Raw genomic sequence first — 20445 nt, forward strand, 5'->3', positions numbered from 1 at the left:
CGGTCCTCTCCCGCCCCTGCCGATGAGTCCGCGTCCTCTCACGGGTCTGACACCCGTGAGGGGCCGGACCGTCCGGCCGGGAGCACAGGAGACGACCATGACCCGCCTGAGCAGCGTGATGCTGGGCACCACCGACCCCGACCGGCTGCACGCCTGGTACACCGCGGTGGTGCCCCCCGAGACCGATGTCCGCATGGGCGACTACCGCATCCTGGGCTACGCCCGTGGGGTCTATCTGTTCATCGACCCCCGCGACGACGTGCAGCCTCGGCACCCCGACCCTGCCCGGACCATCCTCAACCTCGAGGTCGACGACGCCCGTGCCGTGGCCGCCCGGGTGGAGGAGCAGGGCGGGACCTGGGCGGCGCCGCTCGAGGACCGCGACGGCTGCCTCTTCGCCACCGCCAAGGACCCGGACGGCAACTACGTCCAGGTGATCCAGCTCAGCGACGCCGAGCGCGCCGCGATGCAGGGGACGGACGGACCCCTGCCCGGCGGGCTGCTCGCCGACGAGGCCTTCAGCAGCTTTGCGGTCGCCGACCTGGAGGCCGCCCGGCGGTTCTACGCCGGGACGCTCGGGCTGGACGTGCGGGAGGAGGCGATGGGGCTGCTGAGCATCGGCCTCGGCGGCACCCGGGTGATGGTCTACCCCAAGGAGGACCACGTCCCGGCGACCTACACCGTCCTCAACCTCCCGGTCGCCGACGTGGAGGCGGCCGTGCGCGCCCTCACCGATCGGGGCGTGACGTTCCAGCGCTACGCCGGCTTCGAGCAGGACGAGCTGGGCATCGTCCGCGACGAGGGCCCGCAGATCGCCTGGTTCGCCGACCCGTCCGGAAACGTCCTCTCGGTGCTGTCACGGGTCTGACCCCCTTCGTCGAAGGGCTCCGTCACAAGGCCTGCAGACGCTCCAGCACCTTCGCCGGCCGGGGGTTCGTGTGCGGGACGCCGTCGATCACGACCGTGGGCACCGTCTCGTTGCCGCCGTTGACCTCCCGCACGTAGGCGGCGGCCTCCTCGTCCTGCCAGATGTTCACCCAGGTGGCCTGCTCTCCCGCCGCCCCCAGGTGTCCCTTCAGGCGCTGGCAGAAGCCGCAGCCGGGCCTCCAGTAGATGACGACGGACCGCTCGGACTCGGGCATGGCGAGGACCTCCTGGTGGGTGGTGGTGCGCCCGCCCCGCCACGGGGCGGTCCACCACACGAGGGCGAGACCGCCGGCGGCGTAGGCGGCGGCGAAGAGCCAGTCACGCTGCCACACGGACGCCCCGACGACGGCCACCACGAGGGCGAGCAGGACGATCCACAGGCGGCGCATGCCCCCTAGTGTGCCAAGCCGGGCTCAGCCGGCGCCCGCGGTATGCCGCAGCACGTCGGCGGTCACCTCGAGCTGGCCGCGGTGCTGGACCAGCTCCTCCAGCACGTGCACCAGCGCGCCGCCCTGGGTGCGGCCCGCGGGGCGCGCGTGGGTCTCAGGCCGGTGCTGCCCGACGCAGGGGGCGGACCAGTCGGCGCGCGCCACCGCGTCCGCGAGGCGCGCCCGGCCCCCGTGCACCAGCGCCTCGAGCTCGGCGACCGTGCCGGCCGCGCGGAACTCTGCGTCCCGGTCGCGGTGGTCAGGGCGGCCTGCGACCTTGTGCCCGGCCCAGAAGTCGATGACCCCGACGCAGTGGACGACGATCGCGTAGGGGCTGTTGCTGCCGGGCGGGTCCAGCCGCTGGTTGACCACGCCGTCGCCCAGCTCACGGCAGGTCGCCAGCATCCCCTCCAGCGCGGTGTCGACGAAGGCGAGGTAGTCCTCGTCGGCGAGCTGCGGCATACCCGCGCTCATGCGTCCACCGACCCGGTCCGGAGCAGCTGCACGAACTGCTCCTCGTCGAGCACCGGCACTCCGAGCTCCTCGGCCTTGGCGGCCTTGGACCCGGCGTTGGCGCCGACCACGACATAGTCGGTCTTCTTCGACACCGACCCCGCGGCCTTCCCGCCCCGGCTGACGATCGCCTCCTTGGACTCGTCGCGGCTGAAGCCCTCCAGGGAGCCGGTGACCACGACGGTCAGCCCCTCGAGCGTGCGCTCGACCGACTCGTCGCGCTCGTCGGCCATCCGGACCCCGTCTGCCGCCCACCGCTGCACGATCTCGCGGTGCCAGTCGACCTCGAACCACGCCGTGACCGACTCGGCGATCACCTGGCCCACCCCCTCGGTCGCCGCCAGCTCCTCCACCGAGGCCGCCCGGACGGCCTCCATCGACCCGAACTCGGTCGCCAGGGCCCGTGCCGCCGTCGGGCCCACGTGCCGGATCGACAGGGCGACCAGCACCCGCCACAACGGCTGGGACCTCACCTGCTGCAGGTTCTCGACGAGCTTGACCCCGTTGGCCGACAGCACCCGGCCGTCGACCACGGCCTCCGGCGGGTCGCCCTTCTTGGCCGCCCGCGTGTAGAAGGGCACCGAGCGCACGTCGTCGGCCGTGAGGGAGAACAGCGTCGCCTCGTTGGTCAGCACGCCGGCGTCCAGGAGGGCGCCCACGCCCTCCCCGCCGAGCGCCTCGATGTCGAAGGCGCCCCGGCCGGCCAGGGAGTAGAGGCGCTCGCGCAGCTGGGCGGGACACTCCTTGCTGTTGGGGCAGCGGATGTCCTTGTCGCCCTCCTTCTCCGGCCGCAGCGTCGTCCCGCACGACGGGCACTCGGTGGGCATGACGAACGCCCGCTCGCTGCCGTCGCGCTTGTCGACCACCGGCCCGAGGATCTCGGGGATGACGTCGCCGGCCTTGCGCAGCACCACCGTGTCGCCGATCAGCACGCCCTTGCGCTCCACCTCGGAGGCGTTGTGCAGGGTGGCCCGCTCCACGGTCGAGCCGGCCACCTGCACCGGCTCCATCAGCCCCCACGGCGTCACCCGGCCGGTGCGGCCGACGTCGACCCGGATGTCGAGCAGCCGGGTCGTGACCTCCTCGGGCGGGTACTTGTAGGCGATGGCCCACCGGGGCGCGCGCGAGGTCGAGCCGAGCCGGCGCTGCACCGGCACCTCGTCGACCTTGACGACGACCCCGTCGAGCTCGTGCTCGACGTCGTGCCGGTGCTCGCCGTAGTAGGCGATGTAGTCGCGGACCTCCTCGACCGACCCGAGCACCTTCGTGCGGTCCGAGACCGGCAGCCCCCAGGCGGCCAGCAGCTCGTAGGCCTGCGACTGGCTGGCGATGTCGAAGCCCTCGCGCGCGCCGATCCCGTGCACGAGCATCCGCAGGCCGCGCGAGGCGGTGACGCGCGGGTCCTTCTGCCGCAGCGAGCCGGCGGCGGTGTTGCGCGGGTTGGCGTACGGCGGCTTGCCGGCCTCCACGAGCCGGGCGTTGAGCTCCTCGAACGCCGCGACCGGGAAGTAGACCTCGCCGCGGACCTCCACGAGCCGCGGCACCGGCACCGGCTCGCCCGTGTCGTCACCGCCCTCGACGACCGCGCCCTCCTCGGGCACGCCCTCGGCCTCCTGCTGCTCGGGGGCGCGCAGCTGGTGCGGGACCCCCTCGATCGTGCGGACGTTGAGGGTGACGTCCTCCCCCGTGCGCCCGTCGCCCCGGGTCAGGCCGCGCACGAGCCGGCCGTCCTCGTAGAGCAGGTTGACCGCCAGACCGTCGATCTTCAGCTCGCACAGGTAGTGCACCTCGGCGCCACCGACCTCACGCTCCACCCGGGCGGCCCACTCGTCCAGCTCCTCGGGGGAGAAGGCGTTGTCGAGGCTGAGCATCCGCTCCAGATGGTCGACCGCGGTGAACTCGGTGGAGAACGTGCCGCCGACCACCTGCGTCGGGCTGTCCGGCACGCGCAGCCCGGGGTGCTCCTCCTCCAGCGCCTCGAGGTCGCGCACGAGCGCGTCGAACTCGCCGTCGCTGATGACCGGCGCGTCCTTGACGTAGTAGGCGAACTGGTGGGCACGAATCTGCTCGACGAGGTCCGTCCAGCGGTGCCGCGCCTGCTCGGGCACGTCGTCGGCGGGCTGGGTCTCGGGGAGGGTGCTCTCGCTCACCGGCCCATCCTCGCAGGGTCCACCGACACCCCAGGGGTATGCGGTGCGCCCTCGCCACGGGCGCGCCCCGGCCGGCGCGGCCCGGTGATCAGCAACGACCCGACGAGCACGACGCCCGCGCCGAGGAGCACGACCGGGCCGACGGACTCCCCCAGCACCAGCACGCCGAGCAGCACGGAGACGACGATGATCGGGTAGGTGACGCTCGTGGCGACGGTCGGGCCCGCGGCCCGCACCACGGCATACTGCATCGCCTGCGCCAGCCCGGTACCCACCACGCCGAGGACGACCACGGCCAGGACCGGTCCCCACAGGCCCCAGCCGGAGGCCGTGCCGTCGGGGCCACCGGGAGCGAGCGGCCCGCCGGCGGGTGCGCCGCGCAGCCACCAGTCGCCGAGGACGAGCAGCGGGACCTGGGCCGCCGCGACCAGCACCTGGGCCGCCGGCATGGACAGGCCGCCGGGGTCGACCCCGTGCAGGAAGCGCCGCACGTAGGTCCATCCCACCCCGTAGCTGGCCGAGGCGGCCAGGACCATCGCCAGGCCCGCCGGGTCCGGTCCCCGCTCGGCCGACCAGGGCTGGGCGATGAGCACGACACCGGCGAAGCCGATCGCCACCCCGCGCTGGCGGCGGCGCCCCACCGGCTCCCCGGGCAGCAGCAGCGCCGTGGCGAGCACCGCGACCACCGGCGTCGTGGCGTTGGAGATGCCCGCGACGGCGGAGGTCACGCGCTCCTCCCCGACGGCGAACAGCGTCCACGGCAGCGTGCACAGCAGGGTGCCGGTGACCAGCAGGTGCCCCCAGGTGCGCCGGCCCCGCGGCAGCCGCGTGCGGGTCGCGGCCAGCAGGACGAGCAGCACCGCGACCCCGCAGACGATGCGCAGCGAGGCCACCTGGACGGCGGTCAGCGACCCCAGGCCCAGCTTGATGAGCAGGTAGCTGGAGCCCCAGATGAAGGCGAGCGCGACGTACCAGACCTGCCAGGGCAGCGCGCCGGTCCGGCGGCTCACGCCAGTGCGACCTCGGCGAGGCGGGCGGCCGCGGCCACCGTGCCGGCGGTGATGTCGCGGGCGAGGTCGGGGGCGGCGCCCGCCAGGCCGCAGGAGGGCGTGACGGTCAGGTCGGCGAGCTGGCGCGGGGGCAGACCAAGCTCGTGCCAGCGCCTGGTCAGCTCCTCGACGCGTGCGGGCACCACGGCGGCGCCCCGGTCGGCCGGCAGGGCTCCGGCCCACAGGGCCACGCCGGAGTCGAGCAGGCCGGCCACCCGCTCCCAGCCGGCGGTGCCCAGGAGCGAGACGTCGAGGCTGACCGCGTCGGTTCCCGCCCTGCGCAGCACGTCCAGCGGCACGTCGGCCGCGCAGGAGTGGGCGGCGACGAGCACCGCGCCGGCGCCACGGGCCGCGTCGACGACCGCCCCCAGGGCGGAGGCCAGCTCGCCGGCCTCCGGCGTCCGCAGGACCCGGTAGCCGGACTCGGAGCGGATGTGCCCCAGCGACACCGCCGTCAGCGACGGCTCGTCGAGCTGCACGACGACCTCGGCGCCGGGCACCAGCCGCCGCACCGCGGCCACGTGCGCGGCGACGCCCTCGGCCAGGGACCCCGCCAGGTCGCGGGTCGCCCCCGGGTCGGACAGGACGCGGTCGCCCAGCGGCAGCCACAGCGAGGCGGCCAGGGTCCACGGCCCGGCCGACTGCACCTTGAGCCGGCCCCGGTAGCCGTCGAAGGCCTCGGCCAGCTCGTCGAGGTCCTGGCGCCACAGGGAGGCCGTCCGCTCGGCGTCCCGGCCGGGACGGTCGACGAGGCGCCAGCCCTGCGGCTGGAGGTCGACGGGCAGGTCGACCAGCAGGTGGGCGGTGCGCCCGAGCAGCTCCGCGCCGGGCCCGCGGGCGGGCAGCTCGGGCAGGTACGGCATACCCGTCACGCCCTCGGGCACCGCGCCCGCGAGCTCGCCGCGCAGGACGCGCAGGGCCTCGCGGACGTCCGTGCCGGGCCAGGAGCCGACGCCGGTCGCGACGACTCCGTCCGGGGTGGCCGTCGGGGTGCTGCCGTGGGTGTCGGGCGAGGGTTCGGGCACGTCCCTACCCTACGGTCGCGCCGGACGCGCGCCCGGCGCGGGCGATCGTGCCCGAGCCCACCACGCGGGTGCCGTCGTAGAGGACGACCGACTGACCGGGCGCGACGCCGCGGATCCGCTCGTCCAGGCGGACGGTGAGTCGGTCGGGGCTGCCGCCACCGCTCTCGACCTGCACGGTGGCCGGGTGCTCCTGGCCGTGGGCGCGCACCTGGGCCCCGACGCGCAGCTCCCCGGTCGGCGCCGGGCCGCACCAGCGCACGTGGTCGGCGGCGACCAGGTCCACGCCGAGCAGCTCCTCCGGGCCGACGACCACCGTGTTGGTGGTGGTGTCGGTGGAGACGACATACCGCTTGGACCCGTCGGCGGGCGGCACCTTCAGCCCCAGGCCGCGCCGCTGCCCCACCGTGTAGCCGTGGGCGCCGCCGTGCTCCCCCAGCACCGTGCCGTCGGGGTCGACGACCGGGCCCGGGCGTGACCCGAGCCGGTCCGCCAGCCAGCCGCGGGTGTCGCCGTCGGCGATGAAGCAGATGTCGTGGCTGTCGGGCTTCTTCGCCACCGAGAAGCCGCGCTCGGCCGCCTCCTGCCGGATCTGCGGCTTGGTGGTGTCGCCGAGGGGGAAGAAGGAGTGCGCCAGCTGCTCGGCGTCGAGGACGCCCAGGACGTAGGACTGGTCCTTGGCGGCGTCGACCGCGCGGTGCAGCTCGCGCCGCACACCGCCAGGGGCCGCGGCGTCGGGCACCTCCACCACCTGGGCGTAGTGGCCGGTCGCGACAGCGTCGAAGCCCAGCGCCAGCGCCTTGTCGAGCAGCGCGGCGAACTTGATCTTCTCGTTGCAGCGCAGGCACGGGTTGGGGGTCCGGCCCGCGGCGTACTCGGCGACGAAGTCCTCGACGACGTCCTCGCGGAAGCGCTCGGCCATGTCCCAGACGTAGAACGGGATGCCGAGCCGGTCGGCCACGCGGCGGGCGTCCCCGGCGTCCTCGAGCGTGCAGCACCCGCGCGCGCTCTCGCGCAGCGTGGCGGCGGACTGCGCCAGGGCGAGGTGGACGCCGACGACCTCGTGGCCGGCGTCGATCATCCGGGCGGCGGCGACGGCGGAGTCGACCCCGCCGCTCATCGCGGCGACGACCCTCATGCGCCCTCCTTTCGGGGGTATGCGGCTCACGCCCGGCTCCGGGAGGCGGCGTGGGCGCGGCGGGCGCGCTCGAGCGCCGGCGGCAGGGCGGCGAGAAAGGCGTCGACGTCGGCCCGCTCCGAGCCGTGCCCGAGGGTGAGCCGCAGCGCACCCCGTGCCTCGGCCTCCGGCACGCCCATCGCCAGCAGCACGTGGCTGGGGCGCGGGACGCCGGCCTGGCACGCCGAGCCGGTCGAGCAGGCGATGCCCGCCGCGTCGAGCAGGTAGAGCAGCGAGTCGCCCTCGCAGTCGGCCACGCGCAGGTGGACGTTGCCCGGCAGGCGGCCGGTGACGTCCCCCGGGGACCAGCGGCCGCTGACCGTGATGCCGTCGTCCAGGGCGAGCGCCCCCTCGATGAGCGCGTCGCGCAGGACCGACAGGTGCCGGGCGTGGCTGGCCTGGTGCTCGGCGGCGTGCGCGACAGCCTCGGCCAGGCCGGCGATCCCCGGGGTGTCCAGGGTGCCCGAGCGCAGCTGACGCTCCTGGCCGCCGCCGTGGGTCAGGGGCACCGGCGACTGGTCGCGGCCGGCCGTGAGCACGCCCACCCCCAGGGGGCCGCCGATCTTGTGCCCGGTCACGACGCCGAGGTCGACCGCGGACAGGTCGAGCGGGACCTGGCCGAGGGCCTGGACCGCGTCGGAGTGGAAGGGTATGTCGTGCTCGTGGGCCACGGCGGCCAGCTCGGGGACGGGCTGGACGGTGCCGACCTCGTTGTTGGCCCACATCACGCTCGCGAGAGCCACCGTGCCCGGGCCGCCGTCCGCCTCGATCGCGGCCGCCAGCGCCTGGGGGGTGACGACACCGTCGGCGTCCGGCTCGACCCACGTGACCCGGGCACCCTGGTGCCGGACCAGGTGCTCCACCGAGTCGAGCACGGCGTGGTGCTCCACGCCGGAGACGACCAGCCGGTCCCGACGGGCACCGCTGTCGCGGCCCGCGGCGAGGCGCGCGGCATACGTGCCCTTGACCGCGATGTTGTCCGACTCCGTGCCGCCAGAGGTGAAGATCACCTCGGAGGGCCGCACCCGCAACGCCTCGGCCACGCGCTCGCGCGACTCCTCGACGACGCGGCGGGCCTCCCGGCCGGGGCTGTGCAGGGAGCTGGCGTTGCCGACCTGGCGCATGGTGCGCACCACCACCTCGACGACCTCGTCCAGCACCGGCGTCGTGGCGGCGTGGTCGAGGTAGACGGGGGTCGGAGTCAGCACCGGACGAGTCTACGTGGGCGTGCGGGGAGCACCCGGCCGGACAGGGGCCGACGGGGGCCGGGGGCTGGAGGGGGCCGGACGCAGGACGTCCCGTGGGAGTGCCGGCATGCTCAGCACTCCCACGGGACGTCCGCGGCGCGCGGTCAGCCCTTGCGCCTGCTGATCTCCTCGGTGGCCTGGGGCAGGACGGTGAAGAGGTCGCCGACGACGCCGTAGTCGACCAGCTCGAAGATCGGGGCCTCGGGGTCCTTGTTGACCGCGACGATCGTCTTGGAGGTCTGCATGCCGGCGCGGTGCTGGATCGCCCCGGAGATGCCCGCGGCGACGTAGAGCTGCGGAGAGACCGACACACCGGTCTGCCCGACCTGGCTCGAGTGCGGGTACCAGCCGGCGTCGACCGCCGCCCGCGACGCGCCCACGGCGGCGCCCAGGGAGTCGGCCAGGGCCTCGACCGGGGCGAAGTCACCACCGGTGCCCCGGCCGCCGGAGACCACGATCGCGGCCTCGGTCAGGGAGGGGCGCCCGGAGGCGGCCTTCTCCTTGCGCTCGGTGATCCGGGCCGCCTTGGCGGCGTCGGAGACCTGCGCGTCGACCGCCTGGACGGTCGCCGCGCCGCCGCCGGTCTCCTCCACGGGGACGGAGTTGGGCTTGAGCGTGACCACCGGGCAGCCCTGGGCCACCACCGAGGTGACCGTGTAGGACCCGGCGAAGACGGACTGCACCGTCTGCACGCCGCCACCGTCGGCCGGGGCGACGTCGACGGCGTCGGTGACCAGGCCCGAGGAGGTCTTGATCGCCAGGCGGGCGGCGATCTCCTTGCCGTCGTTGGAGGAGGGCAGCAGCACCGCCGCCGGGGAGTGCTCCTGGACCAGCTGGGCGAGGACCTCGGCGGTCGGGGCGACCAGGTGCTCAGCCACCTCGGGCGACTCCACGGCATACACCGTGGTCGCGCCGTGCCGGCCGAGGACCTCGGCGGCGCCCTGGGCGCCGGCGCCGACGAACACCGCGGCCGGCTCGCCCAGGCGGGCGGCCGCGGTCAGGGCCTCGAGGGTGGACTTGCGGACGTCGCCGTCGACGTGGTCGACCAGGACGAGAACTTCAGCCATTGTGTCGTTGCTCCTGTGGGTCTCGTGGGTCGGGGGTCAGACGAACTTGCGGGAGGCCAGGAACTCGGCCAGCTTCGAGCCGCCGTCGCCCTCGTCGGTGACGACCTCACCGGCCGTGCGCGGCGGACGAGCGCTCACCTCGACAACCCTGGACCAGGCCGCGTCCAGCCCGACCTGGGAGGCGTCGACACCCAGGTCGGCCAGGCCCCAGGTCTCCACGGGCTTCTTCTTGGCCGCCATGATCCCCTTGAAGGAGGGGTAGCGCGGCTCGTTGATCTGGTCGGTCACGCTCACCACGGCCGGCAGGGAAGACTCGATCGTCTCGGAGGCGGTCTCGTCGTCACGGCGGATCCGCACCGTGGAGCCCTCCACCGTCAGCTCGGAGGCGAAGGTCACCTGCGGCAGGCCCAGGCGCTCGGCCAGCATCGCCGGCACCACGGACATGACACCGTCGGTGGAGGCCAGCCCGGTCAGCACCAGGTCCACCGGCGCCTCCTCACCGATCTTCTTGATGGCCTCGGCCAGCACCAGGCTGGTCGCGACGGAGTCCGACCCGGCGATGGCCTCGTCGGTGACCACGACGCCCTTGTGCGCGCCCATCTGCAGCGACTTCTTCACCGCCGCGACCGCGTCCTCCGGGCCCATGGTCAGCACCGTGACCTCGCCCTCGCCGGCCTCGACCAGCTTCAGGGCCTCCTCGACCGCATACTCGTCCAGCTCGGACAGCAGCCCGTCCACAGCCTCGCGGTCGGTGGTGTTGTCAGCCTCGAAGCCCCGGTCACCCTGGGCGTCCGGCACGTACTTCACACAGACGACGATGTTCATCTGTCACGTCCTCGTGGGTAGCGGATGTTGTGTCGGTCCATCTTGACACCTGACGAGGACGTCAACGTACGCGCCCCCGGCCTCACCCGAGCAGGTGCACCCCCCAGGTGAGCCCCAGCAGCAGCAGCGTGAGGACCGGCAGGATGAGCGCACCCGCGATCCGTGCGCCCCCGCCGGGCCGCGGGCTCTGCCCGGGCGCGACGATCTGGTCACCGTCCGGCGGGGCGTCGATCCAGGCCGCGACCACGCTGGTCGCCATCAGCACCACCGCGACGAGGGCGACCGGGAGCACACCGACCTCGAACCAGGTGTCCCGCAGGAGCAGGAAGACCCCCACGAAGGCCCCGATGAGCACGACCGGGGTCAGCAGCGAGACCGCCACCCGGTGCTCCACCGCGACCCGGATCAACGGCGTGGGCCACCGCAGCACCGCACCCATGAGCGCGAGCAGGAGGAGGAGACCGACACCGTCGCCGACGGTGATGGCCAACGGTCCGCCCTCGAGCCAGCCGGTGAGGGCCCGCACCGCCGCGAGCATCCCGACGAGGCCGGCGACGTTGCCCAGGACGGTCCAGCTGTTGATGCTCCAGCTCGGCTCCTTCCCGCTGCTGCGGGCGATCTCCCGGGCATAGGGCACCGGCTCGCCGAACGCCTCCAGCGCGCCCTCCCCCGACTCGGCGACGTGGCTGTCCACGGTGACCAGGGCGTCGCCGATCCGGTCGCCGGCGACGCCCAGCAGCCGCAGCTCGATGATGAAGTCGTCGCGCCAGCCCTTCTCGACGTGCGGGGCGATCTGGCCCGGGTCGCCGAAGACGCCGCCGCGGCCCTGACGCGTGCCGTTCTCCTGGATGTCGTTCATCAGCTTCTCCTTGCTGCGGGCGCACCGTCGAGCAGCGCGCGGGTGGTGGTGGTGAAGGACGCCCAGCGGGCGGCCAGGTCGGCCGCCTCCTGCCGTCCCTGAGGGGTGAGCGCGAAGTACTTGCGGCCGGGACCGCCCTCGCCGGGCCGCCACTCGACCTCGACGTGCCCGGCCTCCTCGAGGCGCCCGAGGAGCGGGTAGAGCGTGCCGCCCTTGACCGCCCCCAGCCCTGCCTCGGCGAGCCGCTGGGTGATGGCGTAGCCGTAGCTCGGGCCGTCCTGCAGGACGCGCAGGACGCACACCCCGAGGACGCCCCGCAGCCATTCGCTGGGCCACTGTTCGGTGTTCATGACTAGATCGTACGCCTGACTAGTCAGATACGCAAACTACTTACGGCTTCGAACACGTCCGACCCCCGTGCACCTCTGTCGTGTCACATCGGTCGTCGCAGCGACGCCTGTGACACGAGAGATCCGCACGAGCGTGCTGGTGGACGGGTATGCAGCGAGGCCGGGCGCTCCCCTCGGAGCACCCGGCCTCGTGGCGGGACGGACGGACCGGTCAGCGACCCTCGAAGGCCGCCTTGCCGGGACCCTCCTTGACGAAGGAGGTCATGCCGATCTCCCGGTCGGTGGTGGCGAAGACGCCGGCGAACTGCATCGCCTCGATCGCCAGACCCGTCTCCAGGTCGTTGTCGAGACCTCGGTCGATGGCCTCCTTGGCGGCGCGCAGCGCGAAGGCCGGCCCGTGCACGTAGCGCTCGACCCGGGCGACGGCGGCGGCGTAGGCCCCGCCCGCGGGGGCGACCTCGTCGACGAGGCCGATCCGGTGGGCCTCCTCGGCGTCGACCATCCGGCCGGTGAAGACCAGGTCCTTGGCGCGGGAGGCGCCGACGAGGCGGGCGAGCCGCTGGGTGCCGCCGGCCCCCGGGATGACCCCGAGCAGGATCTCCGGCTGCCCGAGCTTGGCGTCCTCGGCCACCACGCGGAAGTCGCAGCACAGCGCCAGCTCGCAACCGGCGCCCAGGGCGTACCCCTCGATCGCGGCGACGGTCGGCTTGGGGATGCGGGCCACGGCGGTGAAGCACGCCTGGATGACCGGTGCGCGCTGGACCATGTCGGTGTAGGACATGCCCTGCATCTCCTTGATGTCGGCCCCGGCGGCGAAGACCTTCTCCCCGCCGTAGACGACGACCGCGGCGACCTCGTCGTCCTCGGAGACGAGGCGCGCGGCCTCACCGATGGCGTCCTGCACCTCGATCGACAACGGGTTCATCTTCGGCCGGTCGATCCGGATCGTGGCGATGCTGGAGTCGATCTCGACCCGGACGAACTCGCTGGCGGTGCTGACCGTCCGGCTCACTGCGGGTCACCGCCCGCCTGGCCCTCCTGACCCTGGCCGTCCTGACCCTGGCCGTCCTGCTGGCGCCCCTGGGTGCCGACCGACAGCCACGGGCCGACCTCCGTGCCCTCGGGCGCGTCCGCGGGCAGATCGGGCTGCTGGCCCTGCTCGGCCTGCGACTTGGCCACGACGTTGCGGTGCCACAGCGACAGGGCCTGCAGGATGAGGCCGGTCGCGATCTGCAGCTTGGCCTTGGGCTGCTCCTGGCGGGCGACGATCTGCTCGACGGCCAGCACCAGGTTGCCGCCCGCGATGCCGGCCTTGACCAGGTTGACGCCCAGCGTGACGTCGTTGCAGCCGTTGAGACGCGTCAGCAGGTCGTCGGGCACGGTGCCGGCGACCTGCCACTGGCCGAAGACCCGCATGATGTCGAACTGCTCGCCCTGGACGATCTTGACGAACATCCGCTGGTCCCTGACCTCGAAGGCGACGTCGCCCTCCTTGTCCAGGTCGGGGCTCATCTGCAGGTCCTGCAGCGCGTCGAGCACGCGGCCGGACAGCGGGCGCTCCTGCGGCGGCGGGGGGAAGTTGGGAAGCGACGTGGGATCGGTCATGGGCACCAACGTACCCGTCGCCCTGCGGCCGCCCCAGCCGACCCGGGACGGGTACGGAGCATGCCGGGGTGGCCGCGTCCACGGCGCACGCGCGCTGCATACCCTGGCCCCATGCCCGCCCCGCTCCGCCCCCGCCGCAGCCTCGAGACACCTCCCCCGCTGGGGGTGACGATGTCGGTGCTGGGCACGGAGGTGGCGGTCGTCGCGCGGCACGCCACCGCCGTGGACCTGTGCCTCTTCACCGAGGGCAGCGAGAAGCGCCTGCCGCTGCGCCGCACCGCCCACGGCATCTGGTGGGACCTGGTCCCCGACGGCGCGCTGGTGCCGGGCACCCGCTACGGCTTCCGGGTCGACGGGCCCTGGGACCCGCACGTCGGGCACCGGCACAACGCCGCCAAGCTGCTGCTCGACCCCTACGGGCAGGCCGTGGACGGGTGGGTGCACTGGGAGCCGGAGGTCTACGGCCACGTGGTGGACGGGCGCGACCAGCACGACCACGACACCCGGGACGACCGCGACTCCGCGCCGTTCGTGCCCCGCTCCGTGGTGGTGGACCAGGCCTTCGACTGGGGCGACGACGTGGCCCCGGCGGTGCCGTGGTCGGAGACGGTCGTCTACGAGGCGCACGTGCGCGGGCTGACCATGCGCCACCCCGCGGTCCCGCCGCACCTGCAGGGGACCTATGCCGCCCTGGCCCACCCGGCCGTCCTCGAGCACCTCACCGGGCTCGGGGTCACCACCCTGGAGCTGCTGCCGGTGCACGCCTTCGCCTCCGAGGCGGCGCTCGTGCAGCGCGGGCTGCGCAACTACTGGGGCTACAACTCCCTGGGCTTCTTCGCCCCGCACGCCGGGTATGCGGCCGCGAACGACCCCCAGGGCGTGGTCGACGAGCTCAAGGGCGCGGTCCGGGCGCTGCACGCGGCCGGCATCGAGGTCCTCCTCGACGTCGTCTACAACCACACCGCCGAGCAGTCCTCGCACAACGGGCCGACCCTGTCCTGGCGTGGCCTGGACAACCGGACCTACTACCGCCTCGACGACCGGGGCCGTGACATCGACGTCACGGGCACCGGTAACACCGTCGACCTGCGCGACCCGCTCGTGGTCCGGATGGTGCTGGACTCGCTGCGCCACTGGGTGCAGGAGTTCCACGTCGACGGCTTCCGCTTCGACCTGGCGCCGGCGCTGGCCCGCGGCGACGACGGCTACCGCCCCGACCACCCCTTCCTCGTCGCGCTGCAGACCGACCCGGTGCTCTCGGGCGCCAAGCTGGTCGCCGAGCCGTGGGACGTCGGGGTCCACGGGTGGCGCACGGGGCAGTTCCCGCCGCCGTTCGCCGAGTGGAACGACCGCTACCGCGACACCGTGCGCACCTTCTGGCTGGCCGACACCGGCCGCTCGCTCGCCGGGCAGCCAGGGCACGGCGTGCGCGAGCTGGCCACGCGCATCGCGGGGTCGGCCGACATGTTCGCCGCGGCCGACCGGGGGCCGGTGGCCTCGGTCAACATCGTCACCGCCCACGACGGCTTCACGATGGCCGACCTCACCGCCTACGAGACCAAGCACAACCTGGCCAACGGCGAGGACAACCGCGACGGCCACAGCGACAACCGTTCGTGGAACCACGGCGTCGAGGGTCCGACGACCGACGTGGCGGTGCTGGAGGCGCGGCAGCGGTCGGTACGCAACCTGCTGGCGACGCTGCTGCTGTCCACCGGCGTGCCGATGCTGGTCGCCGGGGACGAGCTCGGCCGCACGCAGGGCGGCAACAACAACGCCTACAACCAGGACAACTCGACCTCCTGGCTGCGCTGGACGCTGGAGCCGTGGCAGGAGGCGCTGCTGGGCGACACCCGGGCCCTGCTGGCCCTGCGGCGCGAGCTGCCGGTGCTGCGCCCTGCGACCTTCCCCACCTACGAGCCGGTCGCCGGGCGATCACGCCTGCGGTGGTACGACGAGAGCGGGCACAGCGTCTCGGACGAGGCGTGGGCGGACCCCTCGCGCCGGACCGTCGTCGCGCTCTACGACTCCCTGCACGAGGTCGACGACCGTCAGGCGGTCGTCCTCGTCGTGCACGGCGGGCTCGACGCCGCCGAGGTGGTCGCCCCCGAGGTGCACGGCGTCGCGACGTGGCGGGTGCGGTGGAGCAGCACGGGGGCGGCGGGCGGAGCGCCGGCCTCCGGCGCGGTCGCTCCCGGGGAGCCGCTGCAGGTCGGCGCCACCAGCTTCACGGTCCTGGTCGGCGCCCTCGAGGGTTGACTCCCGACCGACGACGCCGGACGTACGGCATACCCGCGACCGACGACGCCGGATGTTCGCGGAGCGAACACCGGACGTCGTCGGTCGGCAGGAGAGCGTGCACCCGACGTCCTCGGTCGGGTGGCGGGTGGGTCAGGGCAGCGTGACGAGCCCCAGCTCGGCGTCGGAGGACAGGTGCTCGTGGCGCGGCAGCACCCGCACGGTCCACCCCAGCGACCCGGTGCGGGCCAGGCGGAGGCTACCGTCGAAGCGGTGGCGGCCCTCCTCGTAGGACTGGGTCGGCTCCAGGTCGAGGTAGTCGACGTCGGTGAGCGTGTCCTCCGCGTTGGCGCGGCCGTAGGCCATCTGCACCTTCACCGAGCGCGGGTCCAGGTCGCCCAGCCCGACGTAGGCGTGCACAGCGACCTCGTCACCGATCTGCGGTGCGTCGGACAGGCCCTCGGCGTCGACGTGGTCGATGCGCACGTGCCGCCAGTTGTGCCTGACCTGTCCCACGTAGCGGGCCAGCGAGCGCGCGCCGGCGTAGTCGTCCTCGGCCACCGCCCAGGCGGCGTGGGCCGCCGGCCAGTAGAGGGCCTCGGTGTAGTCGCGCACCATACGGTCGGCCAGCACCTTGGGGCCCAGCGTCGACAGGGTGTGGCTGACCTTGTCGAGCCAGCGCTGCGGCAGGCCCTGGGCGTCGCGGTCGTAGAAGGTCGGCACCACCGTCTTCTCGAGCAGTTCGTAGAGCGCGGCGGCCTCGAGGTCGTCCCGGCGGTCGGGGTCCTCGACACCGTCGGCGGTCGGGATCGCCCAGCCGTTCTGCCCGTCGTACCACTCGTCCCACCAGCCGTCGAGGATCGAGAGGTTGAGCGCGCCGTTGAGCGCGGCCTTCATCCCGGACGTGCCGCACGCCTCGAACGGGCGCAGCGGGTTGTTGAGCCAGACGTCGCAGCCCGGGTAGAGCTGCTGGGCCATCGCGATGTCGTAGTTGGGCAGGTAGATGATCTTCCCGCGGACCTCGGGGTCGTCGGTGAAGCGCACCATCTCCTGGATGAGAGCCTTGCCGGTGTCGTCGGCCGGGTGAGACTTGCCCGCGATGATCACCTGCACCGGGCGGTCGGGGTCGCACAGCAGCTTCTTGAGGCGCTCGGGGTCGCGCAGCATCAGCGTCAGACGTTTGTATGTCGCGCCGCGCCGGGCGAAGCCGATGGTCAGCGCGTCGGGGTCGAGGATGTCCTCGGTCCAGCCGAGCTCGGCCTCGGTGGCACCGCGGTCGAGCAGCGACTGCCGGAAGCGGGCCCGGGCGTCCTCGATGAGCTGCTGGCGCAGCTCGCGCTTGGTGGCCCAGAAGGCGTCGATCGGCACCTCGTGCACGCGGGTGAAGACCGAGCGGGAGGCCACGTCCGGACCCAGGTGGGCCTTGGCCAGGTCGTAGAGCTTGCGGTCGACCCAGGTGCCGGCGTGCACGCCGTTGGTCACCGAGCCGATCGGCACCTCGTCGAGGTCGAAGCCCGGCCACAGGCCGCAGAACATCTCGCGGCTGACCGCGCCGTGCAGCTGGGAGACGCCGTTGACGCGCTGACCCAGCCGCATACCCATGACGGCCATGTTGAAGCGCGAGGCGTCGCCGCCCTCGTAGTCCTCGGCGCCGAGCGCGAGCAACCGCTCCAGCGGCACACCGGGCAGGGAGTTGCCCTCGTCGCCGAAGTGCGCGGCGATCGCGCCCACGTCGAAGCGGTCGATGCCCGCGGGGACCGGCGTGTGGGTGGTGAAGACCGTGCCGGCGCGGACCGCCTGCAGCGCCTCGTCGAAGGTCAGGTCGCCGCCGGTGACCAGCTCGCTGATCCGCTCCACGCCCTGGAAGCCGGCGTGGCCCTCGTTGGTGTGGTAGACCGTCGGCGCCGGCGCACCCGTGATCCGCGAGTAGGCGCGCAGTGCGCGCACGCCGCCGATGCCGAGCAGCATCTCCTGCTCCAGGCGCTGGTCGCCGCCACCGCCGTAGAGGCGGTTGGTGACCTCACGGCGGGAGGCGTCGTTGGTCTCGACGTCGGAGTCGAGCAGCAGCAGGGGCACCCGGCCGACCTGGGCACGCCACACGTGGGCGTCCAGGTGGCCCCCGCGCGGCATGGCCAGGCGGATGACGAGCGGGGAGCCGTCCTCCTCGCGCAGCAGCGACAGCGGCAGGTCGTCCGGATCCAGGACCGGGTAGGACTCCTGCTGCCAGCCGTCGGCGTTGAAGCGCTGGGCGAAGTAGCCCGACTTGTAGAACAGGCCCACTCCGACGATCGGGATGCCCTGGTCGGAGGCGGCCTTGAGGTGGTCGCCGGCCAGGATGCCCAGGCCGCCGGAGTACTGCGGCAGCACCGAGGTGATCCCGAACTCCGGGGAGAAGTAGGCGATCGCCTCCAGCGTGCGGCCGTCCCAGCGGCCGGCGCCCTGCTCGTGGTACCAGCGCGGCTTGGTCAGGTAGCGCTCGAGGTCCTCGTGCGCCTCGTGCACCCGGGTGACGAACTCCTCGTCGGCGGCGAGGCGCTCCATGTCGCGCGTGCGCAGGGAGGAGAGCACGGCGACCGGGTCCTGGCCCGTCGACTCCCACAGCCGGGGGTCGATGCCCGCGAACAGGTCGCGGGTCGGCGGGTGCCAGGACCAGCGCAGGTTGAGCGCGAGGTCGTGGAGCGGGGCAAGGTTGCTGGGGAGCACGGTCCGGACGTGCAACCGACGAATAGCCTTCACGAGGGGCAAGGATAGGCGACCGCGATGCAAGAACTTGCAGCGGCGCGGCGTCGGTGCGCCCGGGGCTGCGGACGGACGAGGGCGGACGCCGGTCGGGCGGCGGTCGGGCACGTGCGGATGCTGCGACGCCCGGTTCACGGGTAGCGTGAGCGGCGTGACCGAGCCTTCGACCACGCCCGCCGCCGACGCCGATGCCGCACCCCGCCCCGACCAGCCACCGATCGACCGCTCCGTGCTGTCCCTCTTCGGCCAGGAGCCGATCGGGCGGATCCCGGTCCTGGACGTGGGACCGGTCGTCGACGGCGGCCGTCGCCCCACCAAGTCCGTCGTGGGCGAGCTGTTCACGCTCAGCGCCACCGTCTTCCGCGAGGGCCACGACGCCGTGAGCGCGACGGCGGTGCTCGTCGACCCCGACGGGGACGAGCACCACGTGCCGATGACCCTCGTCAACGAGGGCCTGTCGCACTGGGAGACCGAGGTCTTCGCCGACCGCGAGGGGGTATGGAGCTTCCGCGTGGAGGGGTGGGCCGACCCCTACGAGACGTGGCGCCACGACGGCCAGATCAAGGTCCACGCCGGGGTCGACGTCGAGCTCATGCTCGAGGAGGGCGCCCGGGTGCTCGAACGCGCGCTCGACGAGGTCGACCGGCCGCAGGAGCACCGGCGGGTGCTCGACGAGGCCATCGGCGCGCTGCGCTCCAGCGCCCTGCCCGTGCCCGAGCGGCTGCAGGCCGGGGTCAGCCACCAGGTCCGCGAGGTGCTCGCTGCGGCGCCGCTGCGCGACCACGTCAGCCCCGGCCCGAGCTACACCTGGTGGGTCGAGCGACCGCTGGCGCTCACCGGGGCCTGGTACGAGATCTTCCCCCGGTCCGAGGGCGCGCGCCGCGACCCGCAGACGGGTCTGTGGACCACCGGCACGTTCACCACGGCGCAGGAACGGCTGCCCGGGATCGCCGCGATGGGCTTCGACGTCGTCTACCTCACCCCCGTCCACCCGATCGGCACGACCAACCGCAAGGGCCGGAACAACTCCCTGGTCGCCGAGGAGAACGACCCCGGCTCGCCCTACGCCATCGGCGCGGCCGAGGGCGGGCACGACGCCCTGCACCCCGAGCTCGGCGGCTGGGACGACTTCGACGCCTTCGTCGCACGGGCCGAGAGCGAGGGCCTGCAGGTCGCCCTGGACATCGCCCTGCAGGCCTCCCCCGACCACCCGTGGGCCCGCGAGCACCAGGACTTCTTCACCACCCGCGCCGACGGCACGATCGCCTACGCGGAGAACCCGCCGAAGAAGTACCAGGACATCTACCCGCTCAACTTCGACAACGCGCCCGCCAAGATCTACGCCGAGGTGCGCCGCGTCGTGCAGGTCTGGATCGACCACGGCGTGAAGATCTTCCGGGTCGACAACCCGCACACCAAGCCGGTGGAGTTCTGGCAGTGGCTCATCGCCGACGTCGCGGTCGACCACCCCGAGGTGATCTGGCTCTCGGAGGCGTTCACCAAGCCGATGATGATGCGCACGCTGGCCAAGGTCGGCTTCCAGCAGTCCTACACCTACTACGCCTGGCGCAACACCGCCGACGAGCTGCGCGAGTACGTCACCGAGCTGGCCACCGAGACCGCCCACTACATGCGCCCCAGCTTCTGGCCGACGACGCACGACATCCTCACGCCATACATGCAGCACGGCGGGGCCACCGCCCACCTGGTCCGCTCCGCCCTGGCCGCCACCCTCGTGCCGACCTACGGCATCTACACCGGCTTCGAGCACGTGGAGCACCTGCCGCGCCCGGGCGCCGAGGAGCACCTGGACAACGAGAAGTACGAGTTCAAGGACCGCCGGTGGGGCGAGGACGTGCCCGGCCGCACGGACCTCACCGGCTGGCTGACGATGCTCAACCGCATCAGGCGCGAGCACCCCTCGCTGCACTGGCTGCGCAACATCACCTTCCACGGCGCCGAGGACGAGAACGTCCTCGTCTTCTCCAAGCACGGCGGCGGCGCGGGCGACGGCTCGGACCGCGACACGGTTCTCGTGGTCGCCAACCTCGACCCGTATGCCGTGCGCGAGACCCGCCTGCACCTCAACCTGCCGGCGCTCGGCCAGGGCCTGGGGTGGCACGAGTCCTTCACCGCCACCGACCTGGTGACCGGCAACCGCTGGACCTGGGACGACGCGCCCTACGTGCGCCTCGGGCCGGGCTACGGCGAGGAGCCGGTCCACATCATCCACGTGACGAGAGACTGAG

Annotated in this window: 17 protein-coding genes; 3 read left to right on the forward strand and 14 right to left on the reverse strand. The window is 73.4% G+C overall.

All coding sequences use genetic code 11. The features are described from left to right. Nucleotides 1–97 precede the first annotated feature (97 nt). Complete coding sequence (locus tag K330_RS24615) at nt 98–868, forward strand: VOC family protein (protein ID WP_022922813.1); 771 nt, start codon at nt 98–100, stop codon at nt 866–868. Nucleotides 869–890: 22 nt separating this feature from the next. Here the strand turns inward: K330_RS24615 and K330_RS24620 are convergent, their stop codons facing one another. The 13 genes from K330_RS24620 to K330_RS21865 all read right to left on the reverse strand — a co-directional run bounded on the left by K330_RS24620 (nt 891) and on the right by K330_RS21865 (nt 13219). Further along, nucleotides 891–1316, reverse strand: a complete 426-nt coding sequence (locus K330_RS24620) for a glutaredoxin domain-containing protein (protein WP_022922814.1) — start codon at nt 1314–1316, stop codon at nt 891–893. Between the two features lie 24 nt (nt 1317–1340). Continuing rightward, nucleotides 1341–1829: a mycothiol transferase gene (locus K330_RS0115955; RefSeq protein ID WP_029202766.1), complete on the reverse strand. Its 489-nt coding sequence runs from the start codon at nt 1827–1829 to the stop codon at nt 1341–1343. Further along, the gene (gene ligA, locus K330_RS0115960; RefSeq protein ID WP_022922816.1) at nt 1826–4018 is read right to left on the reverse strand and encodes an NAD-dependent DNA ligase LigA; all 2193 of its coding nucleotides are present in this window, start codon (nt 4016–4018) and stop codon (nt 1826–1828) included. Before ligA ends, K330_RS0115955 begins: the two co-directional genes overlap by 4 nt. After that, entirely contained in the window at nt 4015–5028 is a 1014-nt protein-coding gene (locus K330_RS21850; RefSeq protein WP_022922817.1) for a DMT family transporter, read from the reverse strand. The genes ligA and K330_RS21850 overlap by 4 nt, the downstream gene beginning before the upstream one ends. Next, a complete protein-coding gene (locus K330_RS21855) occupies nt 5025–6092 on the reverse strand; it encodes a uroporphyrinogen decarboxylase/cobalamine-independent methonine synthase family protein (RefSeq protein WP_022922818.1) in 1068 nt (355 codons plus the stop codon). Before K330_RS21855 ends, K330_RS21850 begins: the two co-directional genes overlap by 4 nt. Before the next feature lie 4 nt (nt 6093–6096). Next, on the reverse strand, nt 6097–7227 hold the full coding sequence (mnmA, locus tag K330_RS0115975) for a tRNA 2-thiouridine(34) synthase MnmA (protein ID WP_022922819.1): 1131 nt from the start codon (nt 7225–7227) through the stop codon (nt 6097–6099). 26 nt (nt 7228–7253) lie between these two features. Then, a complete protein-coding gene (locus K330_RS0115980; RefSeq protein ID WP_029202767.1) occupies nt 7254–8471 on the reverse strand; it encodes a cysteine desulfurase family protein in 1218 nt (405 codons plus the stop codon). 146 nt (nt 8472–8617) lie between these two features. Continuing rightward, nucleotides 8618–9580: an electron transfer flavoprotein subunit alpha/FixB family protein gene (locus tag K330_RS0115985; protein ID WP_022922821.1), complete on the reverse strand. Its 963-nt coding sequence runs from the start codon at nt 9578–9580 to the stop codon at nt 8618–8620. Nucleotides 9581–9616: 36 nt separating this feature from the next. After that, complete coding sequence (locus K330_RS0115990; protein WP_022922822.1) at nt 9617–10405, reverse strand: electron transfer flavoprotein subunit beta/FixA family protein; 789 nt, start codon at nt 10403–10405, stop codon at nt 9617–9619. Between the two features lie 82 nt (nt 10406–10487). Further along, nucleotides 10488–11264: a hypothetical protein gene (locus K330_RS22950; protein WP_022922823.1), complete on the reverse strand. Its 777-nt coding sequence runs from the start codon at nt 11262–11264 to the stop codon at nt 10488–10490. Beyond that, nucleotides 11264–11614 (reverse strand): PadR family transcriptional regulator, encoded by a 351-nt coding sequence (locus K330_RS0116000; protein WP_022922824.1) that lies wholly within the window; start codon nt 11612–11614, stop codon nt 11264–11266. Before K330_RS0116000 ends, K330_RS22950 begins: the two co-directional genes overlap by 1 nt. A gap of 211 nt (nt 11615–11825) precedes the next feature. Continuing rightward, a complete protein-coding gene (locus K330_RS0116005) occupies nt 11826–12626 on the reverse strand; it encodes an enoyl-CoA hydratase/isomerase family protein (protein ID WP_022922825.1) in 801 nt (266 codons plus the stop codon). Beyond that, the gene (locus K330_RS21865; protein ID WP_022922826.1) at nt 12623–13219 is read right to left on the reverse strand and encodes a hypothetical protein; all 597 of its coding nucleotides are present in this window, start codon (nt 13217–13219) and stop codon (nt 12623–12625) included. Before K330_RS21865 ends, K330_RS0116005 begins: the two co-directional genes overlap by 4 nt. Nucleotides 13220–13330: 111 nt before the next feature. Here K330_RS21865 and glgX point away from each other — a divergent pair, with 111 nt between their 5' ends. After that, nucleotides 13331–15478, forward strand: coding sequence for a glycogen debranching protein GlgX (gene glgX / locus K330_RS21870; protein ID WP_022922827.1), 2148 nt, complete (start codon nt 13331–13333; stop codon nt 15476–15478). 132 nt (nt 15479–15610) lie between these two features. On the opposite strand, the gene glgP is transcribed toward glgX, so the two are convergent. After that, nucleotides 15611–18193 carry an alpha-glucan family phosphorylase gene (gene glgP, locus K330_RS0116020; protein WP_022922828.1) on the reverse strand — a complete coding sequence of 861 codons (2583 nt, stop codon included), beginning with the start codon at nt 18191–18193 and terminating at the stop codon, nt 15611–15613. Between the two features lie 154 nt (nt 18194–18347). Between glgP and K330_RS0116025 the strand changes: the two genes are divergently transcribed. Then, nucleotides 18348–20444, forward strand: coding sequence for an alpha-1,4-glucan--maltose-1-phosphate maltosyltransferase (locus tag K330_RS0116025; protein WP_022922829.1), 2097 nt, complete (start codon nt 18348–18350; stop codon nt 20442–20444). Nucleotide 20445: the final 1 nt, after the last annotated feature.

This window comes from Ornithinimicrobium pekingense DSM 21552 (assembly GCF_000421185.1).
GTDB classification, from domain to species: Bacteria; Actinomycetota; Actinomycetes; order Actinomycetales; family Dermatophilaceae; genus Ornithinicoccus; species Ornithinicoccus pekingensis.